Raw genomic sequence first — 18,201 nt, forward strand, 5'->3', positions numbered from 1 at the left:
GTGTATCCATGGTGTGGGCGGCATTATCGGCACAGGGGACTTGGGCACTTGCCAGCTATGGGGTCATTGCTACGCTCATTCTGCTGTGGCTCACTGTGCGATCGCAGCAACATCCTTCCCAAAAAGCCGCCCTCGAAGCTGAAGTAGCACGGCTGCAAGCGCACTGCAATCAACTCCAACAGCAACTGGATCAAGCCCTCACTGAAAATCAGCAGTTACAGACAGAGCGCAATTACTGGCAACAGCAACATCAAGCCCTGAGTGATCAACTCACCACCCTAGAGGTGACCTACCAACAACTAGAGGCCAATCTCCATCGCCTCGAACAGGAGCGCGATCGCCTGCAACAGGCACTTCAACAGCCCGTTGACTGGTGGCAGGAAATGACGAAAAACTATCAAAGTTGGTGGGAAAGCTTACCCTTTCTTCCCCATGAGGATACCAGCAGCAAATCCTAGGGTAAGCGATCGATGGGCAATGGCGGATAAAAGAGATAGCCTTGGCCATAGTGACAACCGAGGTCGATTAATTGAGCGGCTTGGGTTGCCGTTTCCACCCCCTCTGCCACCACATCCAAGCTCAGGCTTTTACCAAGGGCAATCACTGCCCCGATAATTTCATGGGCGGCTTGGCTTTGTCCGAGGTTCTGGACAAACGAACGATCAATTTTCAGGGCATGGATCGGCAACTGATGCAGCCGACTCAGGGAGGAATAGCCCGTGCCAAAGTCGTCAATGTTGAGGGCAACCCCCAGTTGTTGCAGTTCAGCGGCCACCTGCAATGTGGCTTCAAGATTGCGGATCATTGTGGTTTCCGTAATCTCCAGATGGAGGAGGTGAGGAGGGAATTGGGCACTGCGCAGCGCCACCAAAATATCACTGACAAAGTTGGCATCCACCAGCTGTTGAGGTGAGATATTAATGCCCAAGGTCATGGTCTGACGACGGCTGTCCTGTTGCCGCCACCGGCTAAATTCTCGTATCGCCTGTTCAAAGACCTGTCGGCCAAGGTTGACAATCAAACCTGCTTGCTCGGCAAGAGCAATGAATTCAGCAGCAGGAATTTCCCCCTTTTCAGGATCAAACCAGCGGCTGAGGGCCTCAAGACCGACGATCGCCGCCGTCTCCAGTTGAACAATGGGCTGAAAATACACCTGTAGTTCACTGTTGGCGATCGCCTGATGCAGTTGACTCTCCAGCGTAAAGCAACTCTGGGCTTCGGTGTGCATTTGCGGGTCAAAGATGCGATACTGCCCCAATCCCTGTTTTTTCGCTTGGTACATGGCAATGTCAGCATCCCGCAGCAGGGTGGTGGCTGAGGTGTCGGAGCGATCGCTAAAGGTGACGCCAATGCTGGCACTGAGACTCAACAGATGGCCATCAATGACCAATGGCTCCTGAATCACCCGCTCTAGATCGGCGACCCGTGCCTCTACCTGAGCCACCATTTGCTCAGGAACCAAATCCTCACAGAGCACCACAAACTCATCGCCACTCAGGTGAGCCAAGGTATCCCCCGCTGGCACCACACTTTGCATCCGCTGGGCAAGGGTAATCAGCACCTGATCTCCTGCTTGGTGACCCAAACTATCGTTGACCCGCTTAAAGCGATCAATGTCAATAAAAATCACAGCAAAGGGGCGATCGCGATGGCGTTGATACTGTCGCCAACAGTGCTGCAACCGGTCTTGGAGGAGGGTACGGTTCGGCAGTCCTGTCAGGGCATCGTGTAGAGCATCGTGAATGAGCTGATCCTCCATTTGCTTGCGCCGAGTAATATCCCGCCCCACACATTGATACTCGATACAGCGACCATGGTTGTCAAAAAAGGCACGGGTCGTCCATTCAAACCAAGCAAAACGTCCTTCACCCAAGGCAACGCCACATTCAATTGTGCTAATGGGCTGTGTAGGGGTAAGGGCTTGCAGGTGTTGTTGAAAGCGTTGCTGGGTCACGGGATCAAACGGATGCTGGAGAACCTCCCCTAGATCACAACTGATGCGCGCTTCAGCTAGGTAGCGAAAGAAGGCAGGATTGCCAAACGTGAGGTGTCCCTCAGGGGTGCAGCGGTAGAGCAGTTCGGTCTGGGCTTCGAGAACCCGCCGATAGCGTTCTTTTTCCTGATGCAGGGCACTCACCAATTCAGCACGGTTGATACCAAAGCCGAGTTGTTCCCCCAGTTGGCGAATCAGTTCCACTTCGTCAATCGCCCAAGGCCGAGGCGCAGAGCAATGATGACACAGCAGCAATCCCCAGAGTCGCTCCTCCTCAATAATGGGTACGACTAGGGTGGCACGCACATGCAGTTGAGCAAGAAAATCCCGGTGACACTGAGCTATTTTAGCGGTGTTAATATCCGCTACCGCCAGCACTCGTCCCTGCAAGTAGGTGTCAGCAGCCTCGCGGTGAAAACAGGGGTCATAGAAACTGCGATTGAGAATCGAAAACTGCGGCTGGGCAACCGATTCGGCAACGACCTCTCCCCTGCCATCGGCATAGAATTGAAAAATAAGCGTGCGATCCACCCCTAGCAACTGGCGCACTTCCTCAAGGGCGATTTTGAGAACGGTTTCTAGATCTAGTGAGCGACGAATTTTGATCGTGAGACGATGCAGGAGTTCGGCTTGGGTTTGGCGGCGCTGTAACGAGGTGGTTGAATCCACTTGCAGCGTAATATTCTGGGAGAAAACGGCAAGACCGCGGCTGGTAGGAAATGCCCGTACTGCAAACCACTGGTTGAGTCCCTCATAGAAGGCTTCAAATTGGACGGGAGTTTGCTCTGTCATTGCCCGCCGACACTGGGTCTCAAAAATCGAGCTGCGGGCATCGGGGAAGAGATCCCAGAGGTTTTGCCCTAGCATCTCCGAGGTGGATTTGCCCGCCAAGCGGCAGAGATTGCCATTGACATAGATAACGGTAAAATCGCGATCCACCTCAAAGAAGTGATCGGACATGCTCTCCAGAATCTCGGTCACTTGGTTGTAGGCTGCTTGCAGGCGATCCCTAAATTGCCGCTGCTCAGTCACATCCCGTGCGGCTGCGTAAATGCGCCCTTGGCTAAGAAGCCCTTGCCATTCATACCAGCGGTAGTCCCCCCGTTGGGTGCGCAGGCGAATCGTGTGGTTAGTAATTTGCTCCCCGGCAAGGAGACGTTGCTGCATCTCCCGATGGCGGGGGCGATCGCCCGGATGGAGAAAGCTCTCAAACTTGGCGCCCGTTAATTGATTCAGGTCATAGCCCAAGCAGGTTTGCCAGTGTTGATTGACTCGCCGCAGCCGTCCCTCACTATCGGCAATCATAAACAGTTCAAGGGAAGAGCCAAAGAAATACTCCAATTCAGCGGTTTTTTGGGCAATTTCTGCTTGCAGACGGATGCGATCGCTAATGTCCCGCTGCACGCCAAAGTGGCCAATGATTTCCTTATCTTGGTTGTAGAGACACACATAGTTCCCCTCAACCCAAAAGGAGCTGCCATTGCGGCGGTGGAGTTCAATTTCCATGTGAAAATAGCCCACATCAAACAGTGCCCGCCACAACCGTTTCACGAGTTCCAGCTCTTCCTTAAAGCAGATGCGCGGCGTTAAGCCAATCAAATCCTCAGGCGGTAATTGATACTGCTGGGCAAAGGCACTATTGATACGTGTAATCCGCTGATGATCGAGGACATACTCCAATATTTCCTCTTTGTTGACTGTGTCATCCCAGCGAATCGGCCGATCCAACATCATGAAAAAGCATGCTTCAAGGGATTGTTGGAAGAAGGCTTCCAGAAGTTCTTGATTGGCCTGTAGTTCTAGTTCCAGTTGACGGCGACGGGTAATATCCCGCGATGTGGTCACTAAAAATAAAACATTTCCCCCATCATCACAAATGGGGTGAGTGAGAGTTTCTAGCCAAATATATCCGCCATTCTTTTTCCGCATTCGATAGGTTTCTACCACATTCACACTGCCTTGCAGGGCAAGCGCATGGGCACCACTGCGAATTCGCTCGGCATCTTCTGGGTGAAATAATGTGTACGGGCTTTTACCAATCAGTTCTTCAGGAGAATAGCCCAAAAGTGTGTTACTTGAGGGAGTGACATATAAATAGTTGCCATCCGGTTCGTGCAGGCAAATCAGATCATCGGTGTAGTTGACTAATAATTCAGTAAAGTGCTCAAATTCAGCAATGATCATTCGCTAGAATCCACAATTGTTATCACGGAGTAGGGCATTTCAACGATTTTTACAGCCGCCAAGTTTAAGTAATAATTGACAATTTTAGCGAATCACCGACCCACCTGACTGTATAAACACTCTGCACTTCTCTGCACTTCTAAGTGTGCTCTCCTAGGTGGGTATCACCGCACTTGACAAATACTGGCTTAGCCTCTATGATCTAATCGGCCGTTAAAAGTCTGTTTAGGCGAGCGGCACTTGCCCATTTTTGGAGATTTTCTCAATGGCGTCGAGTAGCGGTAACTGTCGCGTTGCTTCTGCCGACTCCATCTCTCCTAGTGAAGATCCCTGCCATAGGTGGAGCCTCCTTCCCCTAGAGAGCGCCGAGGTGGATTCAGCGTTTTCTGCTGGCTAATGGCTTGAACGTCTGGTTCATCTCCGTGCGTTCCAAGGCAGTTGATCTGCAAATGGAGATGGATCAGGAAGCAACCGTCCCAATGTCTCAATCGATCTTAGTCTCGTGTTCACCTGAGTTTGCCTAAAACTGGCTCGCTCAAGGCGAATTGTTGTTGCGGGCGATCGCCAGTAGTCAGATCTGTTTTGCATTTTTCTTGAGAGTGGCTACTTCGTATCGCTCAGTTGGTTGCGTGGCCAAACTAGTCGCAACGGAGAGTGTCTATGTTTGAAGTTTGTCTGTTCAGCCTGATGGCCGAAATGCTGGGGATCACCCTTTCGGAAGTTCTGGGTGTTGCCCTTGGACACCTAATCATTACGGCGATGAGTCAAGCGATCGCCACCTCAGGAGAGTTCTCCCGTTAGACCAAATAACCCTATTGTCGTTTCTCAATGGAGCGTAGAACCATGATGACCCGCGATGTCAAGCAGGCATTTCTGTGCCCTTATACCCTCTACCGTGGGCACGTCACCCTAGACGCGCTGACCTTTGATGCCTACTTACAGAAATTTGCTCACCGGGCTGGGTTTATTGCTGCCCTCCACACCAGTGGCAAGCTTTCCACCACCCAAGCCTACAACGAGTTGGCCAATCTCTGGCATCAATTGAGCGAAGCCTATGCCTCTGCCTCACCCACCCTAAATTCTCAGCCATAGAAGGAGCAACGCGATGGTAATCAATCCCCTCAATGATCTGCTGACCTATCCCCAAGGTCTCGGTGCGGCCAAACGGACAGCCAACCAATTGACGATTCCTGAGCTGGTGCGTGCCCTGCGCCAAATTGACCCCCATAAGCGGGTATTGGCCTTTCGCCTTCTGGAAAAAGACAAGGCGATCGCGGTCTTTGAAGCCCTCACCCCCGACGAGCAAGCAACCCTGACGGAAGGGATGACCGATCCAGAGATTCTGCATTTTCTCGAAGCCCTTGAGGCGGATCAACGGGTGCGTCTCTTTGAGGAATTGCCTGCCAAGGTCACCAAACGCTTGCTCAGCCAGTTGAGTCCAGAATCGCGGGAGGCAGTGAACCTGCTATTGGGCTATCCGGAGGGCACCATTGGTCGGCGGATGAATTTGCGCTACTTGGCGCTGCGGCAACATTTGATTGTGGCGGAGGCGATCGCTGCCATTCGCGAGAGTGCCTTGGATGCCGATGACCTGAGCATTATTTTTGTGATTGATGAACAGCGCTTTTATCGTGGCTTTGTGCGGCCGATTCAGTTGATGAAGGCCAATCCTGACCAACCGATTCAAGATTTGGTTCAAGGACAGGAGCTGGCGATCGCTGTGACCGCGCCGGAACTCGCAGCAGCCAAACTTCTCAAGGAATACGATGTCCCGGCCATTCCCGTTGTTGATCAGGAGGGGCGACTGGTGGGCGATATCAGCTTTGATGATGTGATTGACCTGATTGAGGAGGAAGCTACAGGTACAATTCTGGCGCAGGCGGGTGTGGGCAACCTGCTCAACCGCGATCAAGTGTGGAGTGAACGACTGGTACGTGGCCCCATTCGCTACGCGGTGCAATTGCGGATTATCTGCCTGATCATTACCCTCATTGGTGGCATGATTGTTGGTGGGGTCATTCAGTACTTTGAGGAAATTCTCGAAGCTGTCGTTGCTGTAGCAATTTTTATTCCTGTGGTCATGGACATGGGAGGGAATGTCGGTACCCAATCCACCACTGTGTTTGCCCGTGGCCTTGCGTGGCAGCACATTGATATTCGTCGCTATGGCGGTTATCTCTTTCGCGAGTTTCGCATTGGTGCGATTATGGGTCTCATCTTGGGAGCTGCTGGCGGCTTGATTGCCTTCCTCTGGCAAGGGCTGCCCAACAACATTCCCCAACTGGGCTTGGCCGTGGGATTGTCTCTGTTTGTGGTGATTACTTTTGCAGCGGTTCTCGGTGCCTTGCTGCCTTGGGTGTTGCTGAAATTTGGCTTTGACCATGGCCCAGCGGCGGATCCCTTTATCACAACCATTAAAGACTTCACAGGGCTGTTGCTCTATTTCTACCTTGTCAGTCTCTTCCTAGGGCTGTCGTTTTAACCCATGTCAACGAGTGATTTTATTGTGCGTTTGGTGGCGGCCTTTTGTCTTGGGGCAGCCCTCGGCTTGGAGCGACAATGGCGGCAACGCATGGCCGGTCTGCGCACGAATACCCTAGTGGCAACAGGGGCAGCACTATTCGTCATGCTCTCGACTCTCACCCCAGGGGAAGCGAGTCCAACGCGGATTGCCGCCCAAATTGTCTCTGGTATTGGGTTTCTCGGCGGGGGCGTGATCCTGCGGGAGGGTCTCTCAGTGCGGGGCTTGAATACGGCAGCTACTCTCTGGTGTGCAGCGGCAGTGGGGGCACTGTGTGGATCGGGATTACTCTATCAGGCAACCTTAGGGGCAGTGGCAGTGCTCATGGCCAATCTGCTCTTGCGTCCCCTCGGCTATCGCATCAATCAGCAACCCCTCAAGGGCACCGAAGTGGAATTATGCTACCGCTGTGATATTGTCTGTCGTGCTGAGGCAGAGGCTCATTTGCGCGCCCTCTTGTTACAGTCGCTGGCGGGCAGCCGCCTGAAGTTGCGATCGCTCCTCAGCGAGGATATTGAAGACACCCCCGATCGTGTCCATATTGAGGCAGAACTCCTCAGTCAAGAGCGCAATGATGACTTTGTAGAAGGGCTGGTGAGCCGCTTGAGTTTAGAACCCAGTGTTCTTTCGGCGCGCTGGCGGATTACAGAGCAGGAGTATGGTTGATTGCTCTAGGGGTAGAGGCGCATATTCAGACGAGCAGTGGTGCCCGCTTGCGGACATTGGAGACGCGGCGTATAGGTACCGCCAACTCGCCACACGGAAATATAGCGATTATCCCGCACCCATTGGATGGTTACTTCGCCACTACAGCCAAAATTGCCCCCCAGATCGCGATCGCTAAAAAAGCCGCGCACGAAGCCATTGCCAATTGCCGTGACGTTAATTGTGCCCTCATAGACTCGTCCATTGACCTTTGTCGTGTAGGACAAAACATCTCCCGGAAAGTGAGTAAACTGATAGTCGTAGATTTGGGTCAGACCGCTATCAGAAACTAGCGTCTCAGCGGCAGCAGGCAAGACAGAGGCCACCCCCAGAACGATTGCACCCAACCCGCCCTGTAACGTCTTCATAGAATAGCCTCCTGAGTAGAAAGACTTGTGGAGAGATAGCCAAAAGGAGACCTGTCCTCCCTGTCTCTATTCTCCAAAGGGCTGACGTTACGGATCGGTGAATGTAAAGGGTCTGAAAAGGAACTTTATCGGCATTCAAACAATCAAAGCCTAGAGGAATGCCCGTACATCTGTAACTTCGCCAGTAATCGCTGCTGCTGCCACCATCGCCGGACTCATCAGGAGCGTGCGCCCCGTTGCGGATCCTTGGCGGCCTTTGAAGTTGCGATTGGAAGAGGAGGCACTGATCTGACGCCCTTGCAGCTTATCGGGATTCATGGCGAGGCACATCGAGCAACCGGGATTGCGCCATTCAAACCCTGCGGCTTGGAAAATGACATCGAGACCCTCCGCTTCCGCTTGCGCTTTTACCCGTTCTGAACCGGGAACCACAAAGGCTTTGACACCGGGTTTAACTTTGCGCCCTTCCACCACTTTGGCAGCCTGCCGCAGATCACTGATGCGGCCATTCGTACAACTGCCAATAAAGCAGACATCAATCTTGGTTCCTTGAATAGGCTGCCCCGGTTGCAGATCCATGTAGGCATAGGCCTCAGCGGCAATGGTACGTTCTGCCTCCGGCAAACTCTCTAGGGTGGGCAAGGTCTCATCCACTGCAACGCTCTGACCAGGGGTAATGCCCCATGTTACTGTCGGTGCAATATCTGCAGCCGCAAATGTAACCACATCATCGTATTCAGCATCCGCATCACTGGCTAGCGATCGCCACCACGCCACCGCCTGATCCCAATTTTTTCCTTGGGGTGCAAAAGGTCGACCTTGCAAATAGGCAAACGTGGTTTCATCGGGATTGACATAACCACAGCGGGCACCCCCTTCAATGGCCATATTACAGACGGTCATCCGCTCTTCCATGGACATTTGGCCAAAGGTACTGCCAGCAAACTCATAGGCATAACCGACACCGCCCTTGACACCAAGGTGGCGAATAATGTGCAGGATGACATCCTTTGCATAAACCCCGCGGGCAAGAGAGCCATTCACTTCTACCTTGCGGACTTTTAGCTTATTGAGGGCAAGGGTCTGCGTGGCCAAAACATCCCGCACTTGACTGGTACCAATTCCGAAGGCGATCGCCCCAAAGGCACCGTGAGTCGAAGTGTGACTATCCCCGCAGGCGATCGTCATTCCCGGTTGCGTTAACCCCTGCTCAGGGGCAATCACATGGACAATGCCCTGACGGCCAGAACCAATCCCAAAAAACGGGATATTGTGGGCGCGGCAATTGGCTTCGAGGGCTTGTAGCATCTCTTCGGCAAGGGTATCTTGGAGGGGGCGCGCCACCGTATCTGTCGGGACGATATGATCCACCGTGGCCACGGTTCGCTGCGGATACAGCACCGGCAACCCCCGCTCCCGCAGCATGGCAAAGGCTTGGGGACTCGTGACTTCGTGAATCAGGTGCAGGCCAATAAACAGTTGTGTTTGCCCTGAGGGCAGTGTAGCCACCGTATGCTGTTCCCAAACCTTATCAAAGAGTGTGCCGCGACTCATAGACTCGTTAAAAAATCCAGTCTATCAATTATAGGCAAAAGCAAGAGATTGACATACTCCCCCGCCTAAAGGCGCAGGGCAAACGCATACTCAGGCAGTAGCAAGGAGGCGAGCAAGGCAGTCATCCTCCCCAAAAGCCACATTCAGCACCCAATGCCCTTGGTTTTCAATCCCCCAACGCACCACCTGCGCAAACCGCTCTACCCCACCGTCAAGACTCAGCAGAGAGTAGCGTCGCTCGATAGTTGGTGCGTGTCCAGAACACCGACGTGCTGACTGGCCGAAGCACTGACCCTGTGAATTGCTCCTCGTTTTCCGCCTTGCTCGTAAGAGTGCCGCAGGGTCTTGCTATCGATGGCAATGACTTCTCCTTCTCGCAGTTGAGCCACGGCTTGCCCCCAAAGTCTCTGCACCACAGAGGATGGTACAGATGGTTAGAGCAATGATGTCAAGGAGTTGATGGTCGAGCAGGCGGGCAGAGGCATGGTGGCATTCCCACCAACGATTGGCTTACTTTTCTAGTATGCGTTTGCCTTGGTGCCCTAGGTGCTTTTTCACCTTCTCTGCCAAGATTCATGCAAGATAGAGATAGAACGTTCAGGGGAGCTAGCAGATGAGTGAGCAGGAATTTCAAGCCAAGGTACTCAGTGAGTTGCAGGCACTGCGCACAGATGTGGAGAAGCTGCAAACAGATGTCACGAATCTTCAAACCGACCTACACAAGCTCCAAAGTGATGTGAGTGAGTTGGCCACTGAGGTGAAAAATCAAGAGTACAAATTTGAGGTCTATCAGCGGGGAACTGATGCCATGGTGCGGATGGTAACAACGATTATTATTGCGGCGGCATCGGTGGTGGTTCTGGCGAGTCTTTCCCCGTCGATTACGGCACTTGTGAGCGCGATCGCCCACCAAGGGAATTAACTGCAACGATGACCCTAGGGCTAGTTCCACGATTCGTTAAAATCTTCTTATTTATTGGCTTGATGCTCTTGAGTACCAGTTTAGCTGTGATTTTTCCCCTGCACACGGTAGAAGGACTCGGTAGTGGTGTGACCAAAACAGTTCTAGAGAATGGCCTCACGGTGCTGATCAAAGAGATTCCCACAGCACCCGTCGTGAGTTTGCAGGTGTGGTATCGTGTGGGTTCTCGCCATGAACCCAAGGGAGAAAACGGGATTGCCCACCAACTAGAGCATTTGATGTTTAAGGGCACCAAGAGCCGTCCCGTACAGTTTGGTCAGTTGTTTTATGCCCTTGGCAGTTCTTCCAATGCCTTTACCAGCTACGACATGACCGCGTACCATCATACGGTGCGCGCTGACCAACTGGAGCCACTGCTGATTCTCGAGGCCGATCGCCTGGGCAATACCCTGATGACGCCCGATGCCCTTGAGAGTGAAAAGCGGGTGGTGATCTCGGAGCTGCAAGGCTATGAAAATAGTCCCGAATATCGCCTCAGTCGAGCAGTGATGGCAGCCCTCTATCCCCATCATCCCTACGGCTTGCCGGTGGGGGGAACCGCTAGTGACGTTGAGCAATTCACGCTGCCAGCGGTGAAGGCGTTTTACCAGCAGTACTATCGTCCCGATAATGCCGTTGTTGTCATTGCTGGCGATGTTCGCCCTCCAAGGGCACTAGAACTGGTAAAGCAGACCTTTGGTGCAATTCCGCCGCCAACCGACCCCCTAAAGTCTCCCTCGTTACCACCCCCAATGGCAGGTTCATCCCGGCGAATTCGACTGACCGAACCGGGGAGTGCCCCCCTATTGCAGCTGGTGGTGCCGATTCCTGCCATGGCGCACCCGGATCAGGCAGCGTTGGATGTGCTGGATATGCTCCTGAGTGGCGGCCGCAGTTCGTACCTCTATCAGGAGTTGATGGAGACGGGTCAAGCCAGTTCAGCCTACTCCTATGTGGCAGCGTTACAGGAGGGGGGCTGGTTTGAAATTGGCGCGATCGCGGCTCCGGAGCAATCCCTTGAGACGATTGAGCAAACCATTGGCAAGATTCTGATCCAACTGGCAGAGCGTCCCTTGACCACCGCTGAACTGCAACGCGCCAAACAACAGTTGAAGGCCAATTTTATCCTGCGCAATCGCGACATTGATGCCCAAGCCAGTCAACTGGCCAATGATGAAACCCTGACGGGAGATTACCGCTTTAGCGATCGCCACCTTGCGGCCATTGAAAAGGTCACGGCTGCGGATGTTCAACGAGTGGTGCAAACCTACTTTGGGCGCGATCGCTGGATTGTCGGGGAATTTATTCCCAGTGAATTTGCTGATGTCGAGCTTTCAGGTCGGCCGAGTGCCCAAACCACAGCCCATAATCTTGTCGGTGAGCCAGAGGATCCCCAAACCATTGCCGCCTATTTACCCCAAGGGCGTGGGCAGGCTGCCCCTGAGGTCAAAAACAACGGGGTGGAAACCTTTACCCTGAAAAATGGCCTGCGGGTGCTCTTACTCGTGGATCGCAGTACGCCAACCATTACCCTAGCAGGACGCATTGATGCAGGAACAGCCTACGATCTACTGACGCAACCGGGGGTGGCCAACCTCACTGCCGCCAATCTGCTCAACGGCACGCGTCGCAAAAATGCCCTCACGCTGGCGCAAACTCTTGAGGATCGCGGTATTAGCCTAGAATTTAGTACCTTCCGCGATGGGGTGGATATTGAAGGCTATGCCCTTGCGAGTGAGCTACCCACCCTCTTGCAAACCCTTGGTGAAGTCCTCCAAGAAGCCACCTTCCCAGAACCGGAGTTTAAGCTCAGCCAACAACGCTATCTCACGGCCCTCAGTCTTGAAGCTGATGATCCCGTGCGCTGGGGACGCCGTGTCCTCCAAGAAACCCTCTATCCGCCCAATCATCCCCTGCATCCCTTTGCCACTCCTGAATCTGTACAGGCGATTCAACGCCAAGACCTACTGAACTTCTATTGTGCCGCCTATAGGCCGGATCACACGATTTTGACGCTGGTGGGAGATTTTGACCCAGTGGCGGTGCGATCGCGCCTCAATGAAATTTTTGGCTCTTGGCAACCCCAAACGCATCCCCTGTCCCTAACCTTTCCTGCGGTTTCGCCGCCCGAGCAAACCCTCTTTAAGAATGCGGTGATTGCCGGTAAAAGCCAAGCCATTACCTATCTTGGATCGCCGGGGATCGATCGCCGCGATCCTCGCTTCTACGCAGCAATGCTGATGAATCACATGTTAGGGGGAGACACGCTGGCCAGTCGCTTGGGCACAGAGATTCGCGATCGCCAAGGGTTGACCTATGGAATCTACAGCTTCTTTAGTGCCAGTCGTCAAGCAGGGCCTTTTATCATTCAACTGCAAACCGCCCCTGAAGATACCGCCAAGGCCATTCAGGCTACCCTCCAACTCCTAAGGGACGCCCGTCGCCAAGGATTCACCGTCGCTGAACTGGAAGCCGCCAAGCGCAGCCTCAGTAATACTTACCTTGTCGAATTGGCTAATGTGGATGTGGTGGCGCGGACACTCGTAGGCAATGCCAGTGTGGATTTACCCCCCGAAGAACTCCAAGAGTTCAGCGATCGCTTGCAAGCGGTGACACTAGAGGAAGTGAATCAAGCCCTACGCGATCTCCTTGATCCAGAGCGATTGGTGATTGTGACGGCGGGTCCCCCTGTTGCCTTTACCCCTTAATACCATGGCCAGCTTGACGCTCCAACTCTATGAACTGGAACAGTGGGCAAACCAATGGGTGAGTGGTCAACTGAGCAGCCTCACCGTGATCAGTGTCGGTATTGTCTTTCTCGCAGGACTCCTCACCAGTCTGACGCCCTGTACCCTCTCCATGCTGCCGATTACGGTTGGTTATATTGCTGGCTACGCCACAAAGCAAAATGGCTCCGTCGTCCGTCAGTCCCTTTGGTTTGCGCTGGGTCTTGCCAGCACGCTAACGGCTCTGGGCATGGTGGCTGCCGTTGCGGGACGGATTTACGGTCAAGTGGGATGGGGATTAACCATTATTGTGAGTGTCGTGGCGATTCTCATGGGCTTAAACTTGCTCAATGCCTTACCCCTGAGCTTCCCCCGCAGTCGCTTTCTTGAGGAATTACCCGATCGCGTCCCTGCTAGCTTACAGGCCTATACCTTAGGAGGAACATTTGGCCTAGTCGCCGCTCCCTGTAGCACACCAGTATTGGCAACGCTCTTGGCTTGGGTAGCCACGACCCAAAATCTCCTCGTGGGAGCCGGACTACTCTTGGCCTACACAACAGGGTACGTTGCCCCCTTGATCTTAGTGGGAGTGTTTAGCGGTACTCTGCAAAAGCTACTGGCACTGCGGCAGTGGTCGAGTTGGATCACGACGATGAGTGGCGTGCTCCTTATTGCTTTTGGGGTCATTGCCTTGGCCATTCGGCTTTAGTGGGCAAGCCAAGGGGTCAGTGGTTTGCCCGTCGAGGGGGCATGCAAGCACCTCTGGACAAAAATATCCTCTCAGCTCAGCAATTTTCTCAAACCCAGTCTCTACAACGCTTTGAGCAGTTTCTAACAGATTTGGAGGTGCTTGAATTTTCTCGAAACTCAGTTCCAGAGAGACTTTTGACTCCTGTCAACCCGCGGATCTAAAAATTTTACAAAAACAAAAAAATGATCTCGTCTAGGTGCTTGCAAATGACTTGTGCTATAGTACTCCTAGAGCACCTTCCAGAAGGGTGCTGTGCTGGGATTCTTTCCCAGCCGAACTAATGGAAAATCCTCGACAGTCAAAATTCTTTGGTTGGTCATATGCTCTGAAAGTGCTGGGATTCTTTCCCAGCCGAACTAATGGAAAATGGTAAACTCGATTACTGCGCCGGAAACCGTGATGTGCTGGGATTCTTTCCCAGCCGAACTAATGGAAACGCAAATAGGGACGAAAAACCCCTAGGGCGGGAGGTGTGCTGGGATTCTTTCCCAGCCGAACTAATGGAAACACAACCTGTGGTTGCCTATGACGATGGCCTCGATCGTGCTGGGATTCTTTCCCAGCCGAACTAATGGAAACGTTATGATCAATTAAATTTAAGAGGCCGGAAAATGATTGTGCTGGGATTCTTTCCCAGCCGAACTAATGGAAACTCACGAAAACTACTTTTTCGATTCCGGCTGCAGTGCGTGCTGGGATTCTTTCCCAGCCGAACTAATGGAAACACCTTTAGGGTAGGGACAGACCGCCTCGGGCTCGGATCGTGCTGGGATTCTTTCCCAGCCGAACTAATGGAAACGCGGATCTCGCGGAAACTTTTCTTGCGCCGAAGTGTGCTGGGATTCTTTCCCAGCCGAACTAATGGAAACTTGCGGCAGGTTGCCCTCTGTGTGACAACCGTTGGTGCTGGGATTCTTTCCCAGCCGAACTAATGGAAACGAAGTAATTCAAAAAATTAACGAAACAGCGAGGTTCGGTGCTGGGATTCTTTCCCAGCCGAACTAATGGAAACTCTCGTAATTTATCTCTTTTAGTAGGAACGGATAGTGCTGGGATTCTTTCCCAGCCGAACTAATGGAAAGAAACTTAATGGAAACAGGAAATGGAAATACAAATGAAAACAATCTTATTGGGAATAAGGTCGAATAAGCACGATCGGCGTCTGCTCATCGGCATTACCAGCAGGGTTTTTCTTCAGAGCAGCAGTTAGTAGTTCGGTGGAGACTCCCTTGCTGGCTGCAAGAACCTTGACTGCCCCTAGGTCGTTGACATCCACAATGGCGATACCCAAGCCCGTTTTTGCGGCCAGATCATCCACAACGGCTTGGGGGTTGGCCGGTCCCATGACAATGAATTGATCGTAGGGGGGAAGGGTACCAGTGACATCGTCAATCAGGCGAGCTTGTTCACCCGCCAATTGATAGAATCCACCCTTGTGGCCAAAGACTTTGGCGATCGCCCCCCCCAAAAAGGCCAAAAGCACCCGCAATTCCCCCACTTCCTCGACGAGGGCTTGCATGCCACAGGCCGTGGCCAAACTTGATGTTGGTAAAAAGAATTGACACGCCCGCGTTGCTACCCAGCCGGGGCGCAGTTGGGCGGGATCCTTGAGGCGGCCTTGGATAATGGCAATCGGTGTTTCGCCAATGGCAACAATATCTCCCGCTTGGGCATGGGGCAGCACATAGCGATTGATCACCTCTAGGGGAATATCTAACGGTGTCAGTAAATGGGTACGAATGGGCAGGACTTGACATCCCTCCGCTTGCCGCCAAAGACCGGTTTCCCCCCTTGCTGGAAACTTGAGGGGGATAAACTCATGGTGGGTTTTGGCAAAACGACCGTGGGGACCATAGGCAATGTAGTGAATTTTCACCCAAGCAGCCTTGACCTCAGTGAGACCCACACCCCGCAGATCCACACAAATCTCAACGCTGGTTTGCTTGGTGGATTTGACAATATAGGCAAACCAATAACCATCGGCACGGGGTGGAAACTCTGGCTCTGGGTGGCGGGGAATCACCTTGACATCCGTCTGAATTGCCTCCACACTGCCGTCGGACAGCAGCACCACCTCAGCCCGTAAATCGGGCACCATCACCTCCAACCCCCGATGGGGATTGCTCAGTCCCAACAGGCCAACAAAGCGGTAGTGGGTTGGTTCATAGACCTCCAGATTCCAAGTCGCGCGGATGACTTCGAGGGGATGGGCAGGCCGCTGCCGATACCACCATTCCAACCCCAAGAGCACTAGACCAACCAAAGACCCTAGGGCTGCTGCGCCAATGCCAACGATTGTCTCAACCATGCCGTTTTCCCTACCACCGCATCTCCCGTATTCGTTAGATTACAGTCAGTTAGGCATCTTTGGAGTGACTGGATTTTGGAGTGGCAAGAGGTTCGCGGCAACTGGCTATTAATCCCCCAGCGTCCCTTGGGATGGATTCACTTTTTGGGAGGTGCCTTTGTGGCAGCAGCACCCCAATTGACCTATCGGCGCCTGTTGGAGCATCTCGCAGAAGCTGGCTATGGCATTATTGCCACACCCTTTGTGAATCACTTTGACCATGGGGCGATCGCCCTCGATGCTCTCAATAAACTCGACTACGCCTTGGATTGGCTAGTGTACCGCCGAGGCTACCCGCCTGCCCTGCCGATCTACGGTCTGGGACACAGTATGGGCTGCAAATTGCATTTGCTGATCAACAGTCTCTACGATGGCGATCGCGCCGGCAATCTCTTCATGGCCTTCAACAACGCCTCCGCGAGTCAATCCATTCCTTGGATGGAAAACCTTGCCCCTGTGGGCGTCGAGTTTAGCCCCAGTTCCACCGAAACGGAGCAACTCATCCAACAGCGCTACCCCGTGCGCCGCAACCTCCTCATTCGCTTTCAAGACGACGACATTGATCAAACACCGCGCCTACGTAGCCTGCTGCGGGCGAAATTTGGCGACATGGTAACCGCCCTCAAGCTCCCCGGCAATCACCTCACCCCCCTCAGTCAAGGACTCAAGTGGCAAGTGGGCGCAGAATTTTCTCCCTTGGATGCTGTAGGCCAATGGCTCAAGCAAAGCCTCTTTCCAGAAATGCAAATTCTTGAGCAATCCCTCCTAGAGTGGCTGAATCCCTTCGGCACAGTCCGCCGTTGCCACCCGTAACATGGCACAATCTCATAAAGAACCCCCGAGAGTATAAGGACTTTGCCCGTGACTGCTGCCCTGAGTGCTGCTGTTCGCCCCGATTCCCGCGGTCGCTTTGGTCGCTTTGGTGGCAAGTACGTTCCCGAAACATTGATGCCCGCCCTCAGTGAATTGGAGGAAGCCTTTACCCACTACCGCCAAGACCCTGAATTCCAAGCAGAATTCCAGCAACTGCTGCGGGATTACGTCGGTCGCCCCAGTCCTCTCTATTTTGCCGAGCGCCTCAGCGCCCACTATGCCCACGACCAAGCACAGCCCCAGATCTATCTGAAGCGGGAAGACCTGAATCACACTGGCGCCCACAAAATCAACAATGCCCTCGGTCAGGTTTTACTGGCAAAACGCATGGGCAAACAACGCATCATTGCCGAAACGGGCGCCGGTCAGCATGGGGTGGCCACGGCAACCGTTTGTGCCCGCTTTGGCCTCCAGTGTGTAATCTACATGGGGGTTCAGGACATGGAGCGGCAGCGATTAAACGTGCTGCGGATGCGCCTACTGGGAGCAGAAGTAACCCCCGTCAGTGCAGGCACGGGTACCCTCAAAGATGCCACCTCCGAAGCCATTCGCGATTGGGTGACCAATGTGGAAACCACCCATTACATCCTTGGCTCGGTGGCCGGTCCCCATCCTTATCCGATGCTCGTGCGGGAATTCCATGCTGTCATTGGTGCCGAAACCCGACAGCAGTGCCTTGAAAAATGGGGAGGACTGCCGGATATTCTGCTGGCCTGTGTCGGCGGTGGCTCGAATGCCATGGGCCTCTTCCATGAATTTGTCGAGGAACCGCAGGTGCGTTTGATTGGCGTCGAAGCTGCTGGCCAAGGGGTGGACACCGGTCACCATGCCGCCACCCTCACCAAAGGGGAAGTGGGAGTGCTCCACGGCGCCATGAGCTACCTGTTGCAAGATGCCGATGGTCAAGTGGTTGAAGCCCACTCCATTAGTGCCGGTTTAGACTATCCCGGAGTCGGACCAGAGCACAGCTACCTCAAGGACATTGGTCGGGCAGAATACTACAGTGTCACCGATGATGAGGCTGTGGCCGCCTGTGTGCGTCTAACCCAATTGGAAGGCATTCTCCCGGCGCTTGAAACCGCCCATGCCTTGGCCTATCTGGAAACGCTATGCCCGCAATTGACGGGGCAGCCGCGCATTGTCATCAATTGTTCAGGACGCGGCGATAAGGACGTGGAAACGATTGGCCGCTACTTTGAGGCACAGCAAGCTCCCTGA

General features: G+C 53.5%; 14 protein-coding genes and 1 CRISPR repeat array. Of the genes, 10 read left to right on the forward strand and 4 right to left on the reverse strand.

Annotation, left to right across the window (positions count from 1 at the left end; translation table 11 throughout):
• Nucleotides 1-8: 8 nt before the first annotated feature.
• The gene (locus tag NBE99_RS09145) at nt 9-458 is read left to right on the forward strand and encodes a hypothetical protein (RefSeq protein ID WP_250681782.1); all 450 of its coding nucleotides are present in this window, start codon (nt 9-11) and stop codon (nt 456-458) included.
• On the opposite strand, the gene NBE99_RS09150 is transcribed toward NBE99_RS09145, so the two are convergent.
• Entirely contained in the window at nt 455-4,177 is a 3,723-nt protein-coding gene (locus NBE99_RS09150) for an EAL domain-containing protein (protein ID WP_250681783.1), read from the reverse strand. The two genes, NBE99_RS09145 and NBE99_RS09150, sit on opposite strands and share 4 nt — an antisense overlap.
• 660 nt (nt 4,178-4,837) lie before the next feature.
• Between NBE99_RS09150 and NBE99_RS09155 the strand changes: the two genes are divergently transcribed.
• The 4 genes from NBE99_RS09155 to NBE99_RS09170 are packed head-to-tail and all read left to right on the forward strand — an operon-like array spanning nt 4,838 to nt 7,364.
• Nucleotides 4,838-4,978, forward strand: a complete 141-nt coding sequence (locus tag NBE99_RS09155; protein WP_250681784.1) for a hypothetical protein — start codon at nt 4,838-4,840, stop codon at nt 4,976-4,978.
• A 42-nt stretch (nt 4,979-5,020) separates the two neighbouring features.
• Nucleotides 5,021-5,269: a hypothetical protein gene (locus NBE99_RS09160; protein WP_250681785.1), complete on the forward strand. Its 249-nt coding sequence runs from the start codon at nt 5,021-5,023 to the stop codon at nt 5,267-5,269.
• Between the two features lie 13 nt (nt 5,270-5,282).
• Nucleotides 5,283-6,659, forward strand: a complete 1,377-nt coding sequence (mgtE, locus tag NBE99_RS09165) for a magnesium transporter (RefSeq protein WP_250681786.1) — start codon at nt 5,283-5,285, stop codon at nt 6,657-6,659.
• A gap of 3 nt (nt 6,660-6,662) precedes the next feature.
• Complete coding sequence (locus NBE99_RS09170) at nt 6,663-7,364, forward strand: MgtC/SapB family protein (protein ID WP_250681787.1); 702 nt, start codon at nt 6,663-6,665, stop codon at nt 7,362-7,364.
• Nucleotides 7,365-7,369: 5 nt separating this feature from the next.
• On the opposite strand, the gene NBE99_RS09175 is transcribed toward NBE99_RS09170, so the two are convergent.
• Both NBE99_RS09175 and leuC read right to left on the reverse strand, forming a co-directional pair.
• Complete coding sequence (locus NBE99_RS09175; RefSeq protein ID WP_250681788.1) at nt 7,370-7,771, reverse strand: hypothetical protein; 402 nt, start codon at nt 7,769-7,771, stop codon at nt 7,370-7,372.
• A gap of 150 nt (nt 7,772-7,921) precedes the next feature.
• Complete coding sequence (leuC, locus tag NBE99_RS09180; protein ID WP_250681789.1) at nt 7,922-9,325, reverse strand: 3-isopropylmalate dehydratase large subunit; 1,404 nt, start codon at nt 9,323-9,325, stop codon at nt 7,922-7,924.
• 613 nt (nt 9,326-9,938) lie between these two features.
• Here leuC and NBE99_RS09190 point away from each other — a divergent pair.
• The 3 genes from NBE99_RS09190 to NBE99_RS09200 are packed head-to-tail and all read left to right on the forward strand — an operon-like array spanning nt 9,939 to nt 13,721.
• Nucleotides 9,939-10,247 (forward strand): hypothetical protein, encoded by a 309-nt coding sequence (locus tag NBE99_RS09190; RefSeq protein ID WP_250681790.1) that lies wholly within the window; start codon nt 9,939-9,941, stop codon nt 10,245-10,247.
• A gap of 8 nt (nt 10,248-10,255) precedes the next feature.
• Nucleotides 10,256-12,994 carry a pitrilysin family protein gene (locus tag NBE99_RS09195; RefSeq protein WP_250681791.1) on the forward strand — a complete coding sequence of 913 codons (2,739 nt, stop codon included), beginning with the start codon at nt 10,256-10,258 and terminating at the stop codon, nt 12,992-12,994.
• A 4-nt stretch (nt 12,995-12,998) separates the two neighbouring features.
• Nucleotides 12,999-13,721 (forward strand): cytochrome c biogenesis protein CcdA, encoded by a 723-nt coding sequence (locus tag NBE99_RS09200; RefSeq protein ID WP_250683714.1) that lies wholly within the window; start codon nt 12,999-13,001, stop codon nt 13,719-13,721.
• Nucleotides 13,722-14,015: 294 nt separating this feature from the next.
• A CRISPR array of direct repeats spans nt 14,016-14,845; the repeat unit is 35 nt; unit sequence GTGCTGGGATTCTTTCCCAGCCGAACTAATGGAAA.
• 44 nt (nt 14,846-14,889) lie between these two features.
• On the opposite strand, the gene NBE99_RS09205 is transcribed toward NBE99_RS09200, so the two are convergent.
• Nucleotides 14,890-16,071: a F420-0:Gamma-glutamyl ligase gene (locus NBE99_RS09205; protein ID WP_250681792.1), complete on the reverse strand. Its 1,182-nt coding sequence runs from the start codon at nt 16,069-16,071 to the stop codon at nt 14,890-14,892.
• A gap of 75 nt (nt 16,072-16,146) precedes the next feature.
• Here NBE99_RS09205 and NBE99_RS09210 point away from each other — a divergent pair, with 75 nt between their 5' ends.
• Together NBE99_RS09210 and trpB are read left to right on the forward strand one after the other, a co-directional pair.
• A complete protein-coding gene (locus NBE99_RS09210) occupies nt 16,147-16,923 on the forward strand; it encodes a DUF1350 family protein (RefSeq protein ID WP_250681793.1) in 777 nt (258 codons plus the stop codon).
• Nucleotides 16,924-16,956: 33 nt separating this feature from the next.
• Nucleotides 16,957-18,201 (forward strand): tryptophan synthase subunit beta, encoded by a 1,245-nt coding sequence (gene trpB, locus NBE99_RS09215; protein WP_315897331.1) that lies wholly within the window; start codon nt 16,957-16,959, stop codon nt 18,199-18,201.

This window comes from Thermosynechococcus sp. HN-54 (assembly GCF_023650955.1).
In the GTDB taxonomy this organism is placed as follows: domain Bacteria; phylum Cyanobacteriota; class Cyanobacteriia; order Thermosynechococcales; family Thermosynechococcaceae; genus Thermosynechococcus.

Bases quoted from the DNA above. Each gene is read 5' to 3' on its own strand.
- NBE99_RS09145 (WP_250681782.1), top strand. From the start codon at position 9: ATGGTGTGGGCGGCATTATCGGCACAGGGGACTTGGGCACTTGCCAGC.
- NBE99_RS09150 (WP_250681783.1), bottom strand. From the start codon at position 4,177: ATGATCATTGCTGAATTTGAGCACTTTACTGAATTATTAGTCAACTAC.
- NBE99_RS09155 (WP_250681784.1), top strand. From the start codon at position 4,838: ATGTTTGAAGTTTGTCTGTTCAGCCTGATGGCCGAAATGCTGGGGATC.
- NBE99_RS09160 (WP_250681785.1), top strand. From the start codon at position 5,021: ATGATGACCCGCGATGTCAAGCAGGCATTTCTGTGCCCTTATACCCTC.
- mgtE (WP_250681786.1), top strand. From the start codon at position 5,283: ATGGTAATCAATCCCCTCAATGATCTGCTGACCTATCCCCAAGGTCTC.
- NBE99_RS09170 (WP_250681787.1), top strand. From the start codon at position 6,663: ATGTCAACGAGTGATTTTATTGTGCGTTTGGTGGCGGCCTTTTGTCTT.
- NBE99_RS09175 (WP_250681788.1), bottom strand. From the start codon at position 7,771: ATGAAGACGTTACAGGGCGGGTTGGGTGCAATCGTTCTGGGGGTGGCC.
- leuC (WP_250681789.1), bottom strand. From the start codon at position 9,325: ATGAGTCGCGGCACACTCTTTGATAAGGTTTGGGAACAGCATACGGTG.
- NBE99_RS09190 (WP_250681790.1), top strand. From the start codon at position 9,939: ATGAGTGAGCAGGAATTTCAAGCCAAGGTACTCAGTGAGTTGCAGGCA.
- NBE99_RS09195 (WP_250681791.1), top strand. From the start codon at position 10,256: ATGACCCTAGGGCTAGTTCCACGATTCGTTAAAATCTTCTTATTTATT.
- NBE99_RS09200 (WP_250683714.1), top strand. From the start codon at position 12,999: ATGGCCAGCTTGACGCTCCAACTCTATGAACTGGAACAGTGGGCAAAC.
- NBE99_RS09205 (WP_250681792.1), bottom strand. From the start codon at position 16,071: ATGGTTGAGACAATCGTTGGCATTGGCGCAGCAGCCCTAGGGTCTTTG.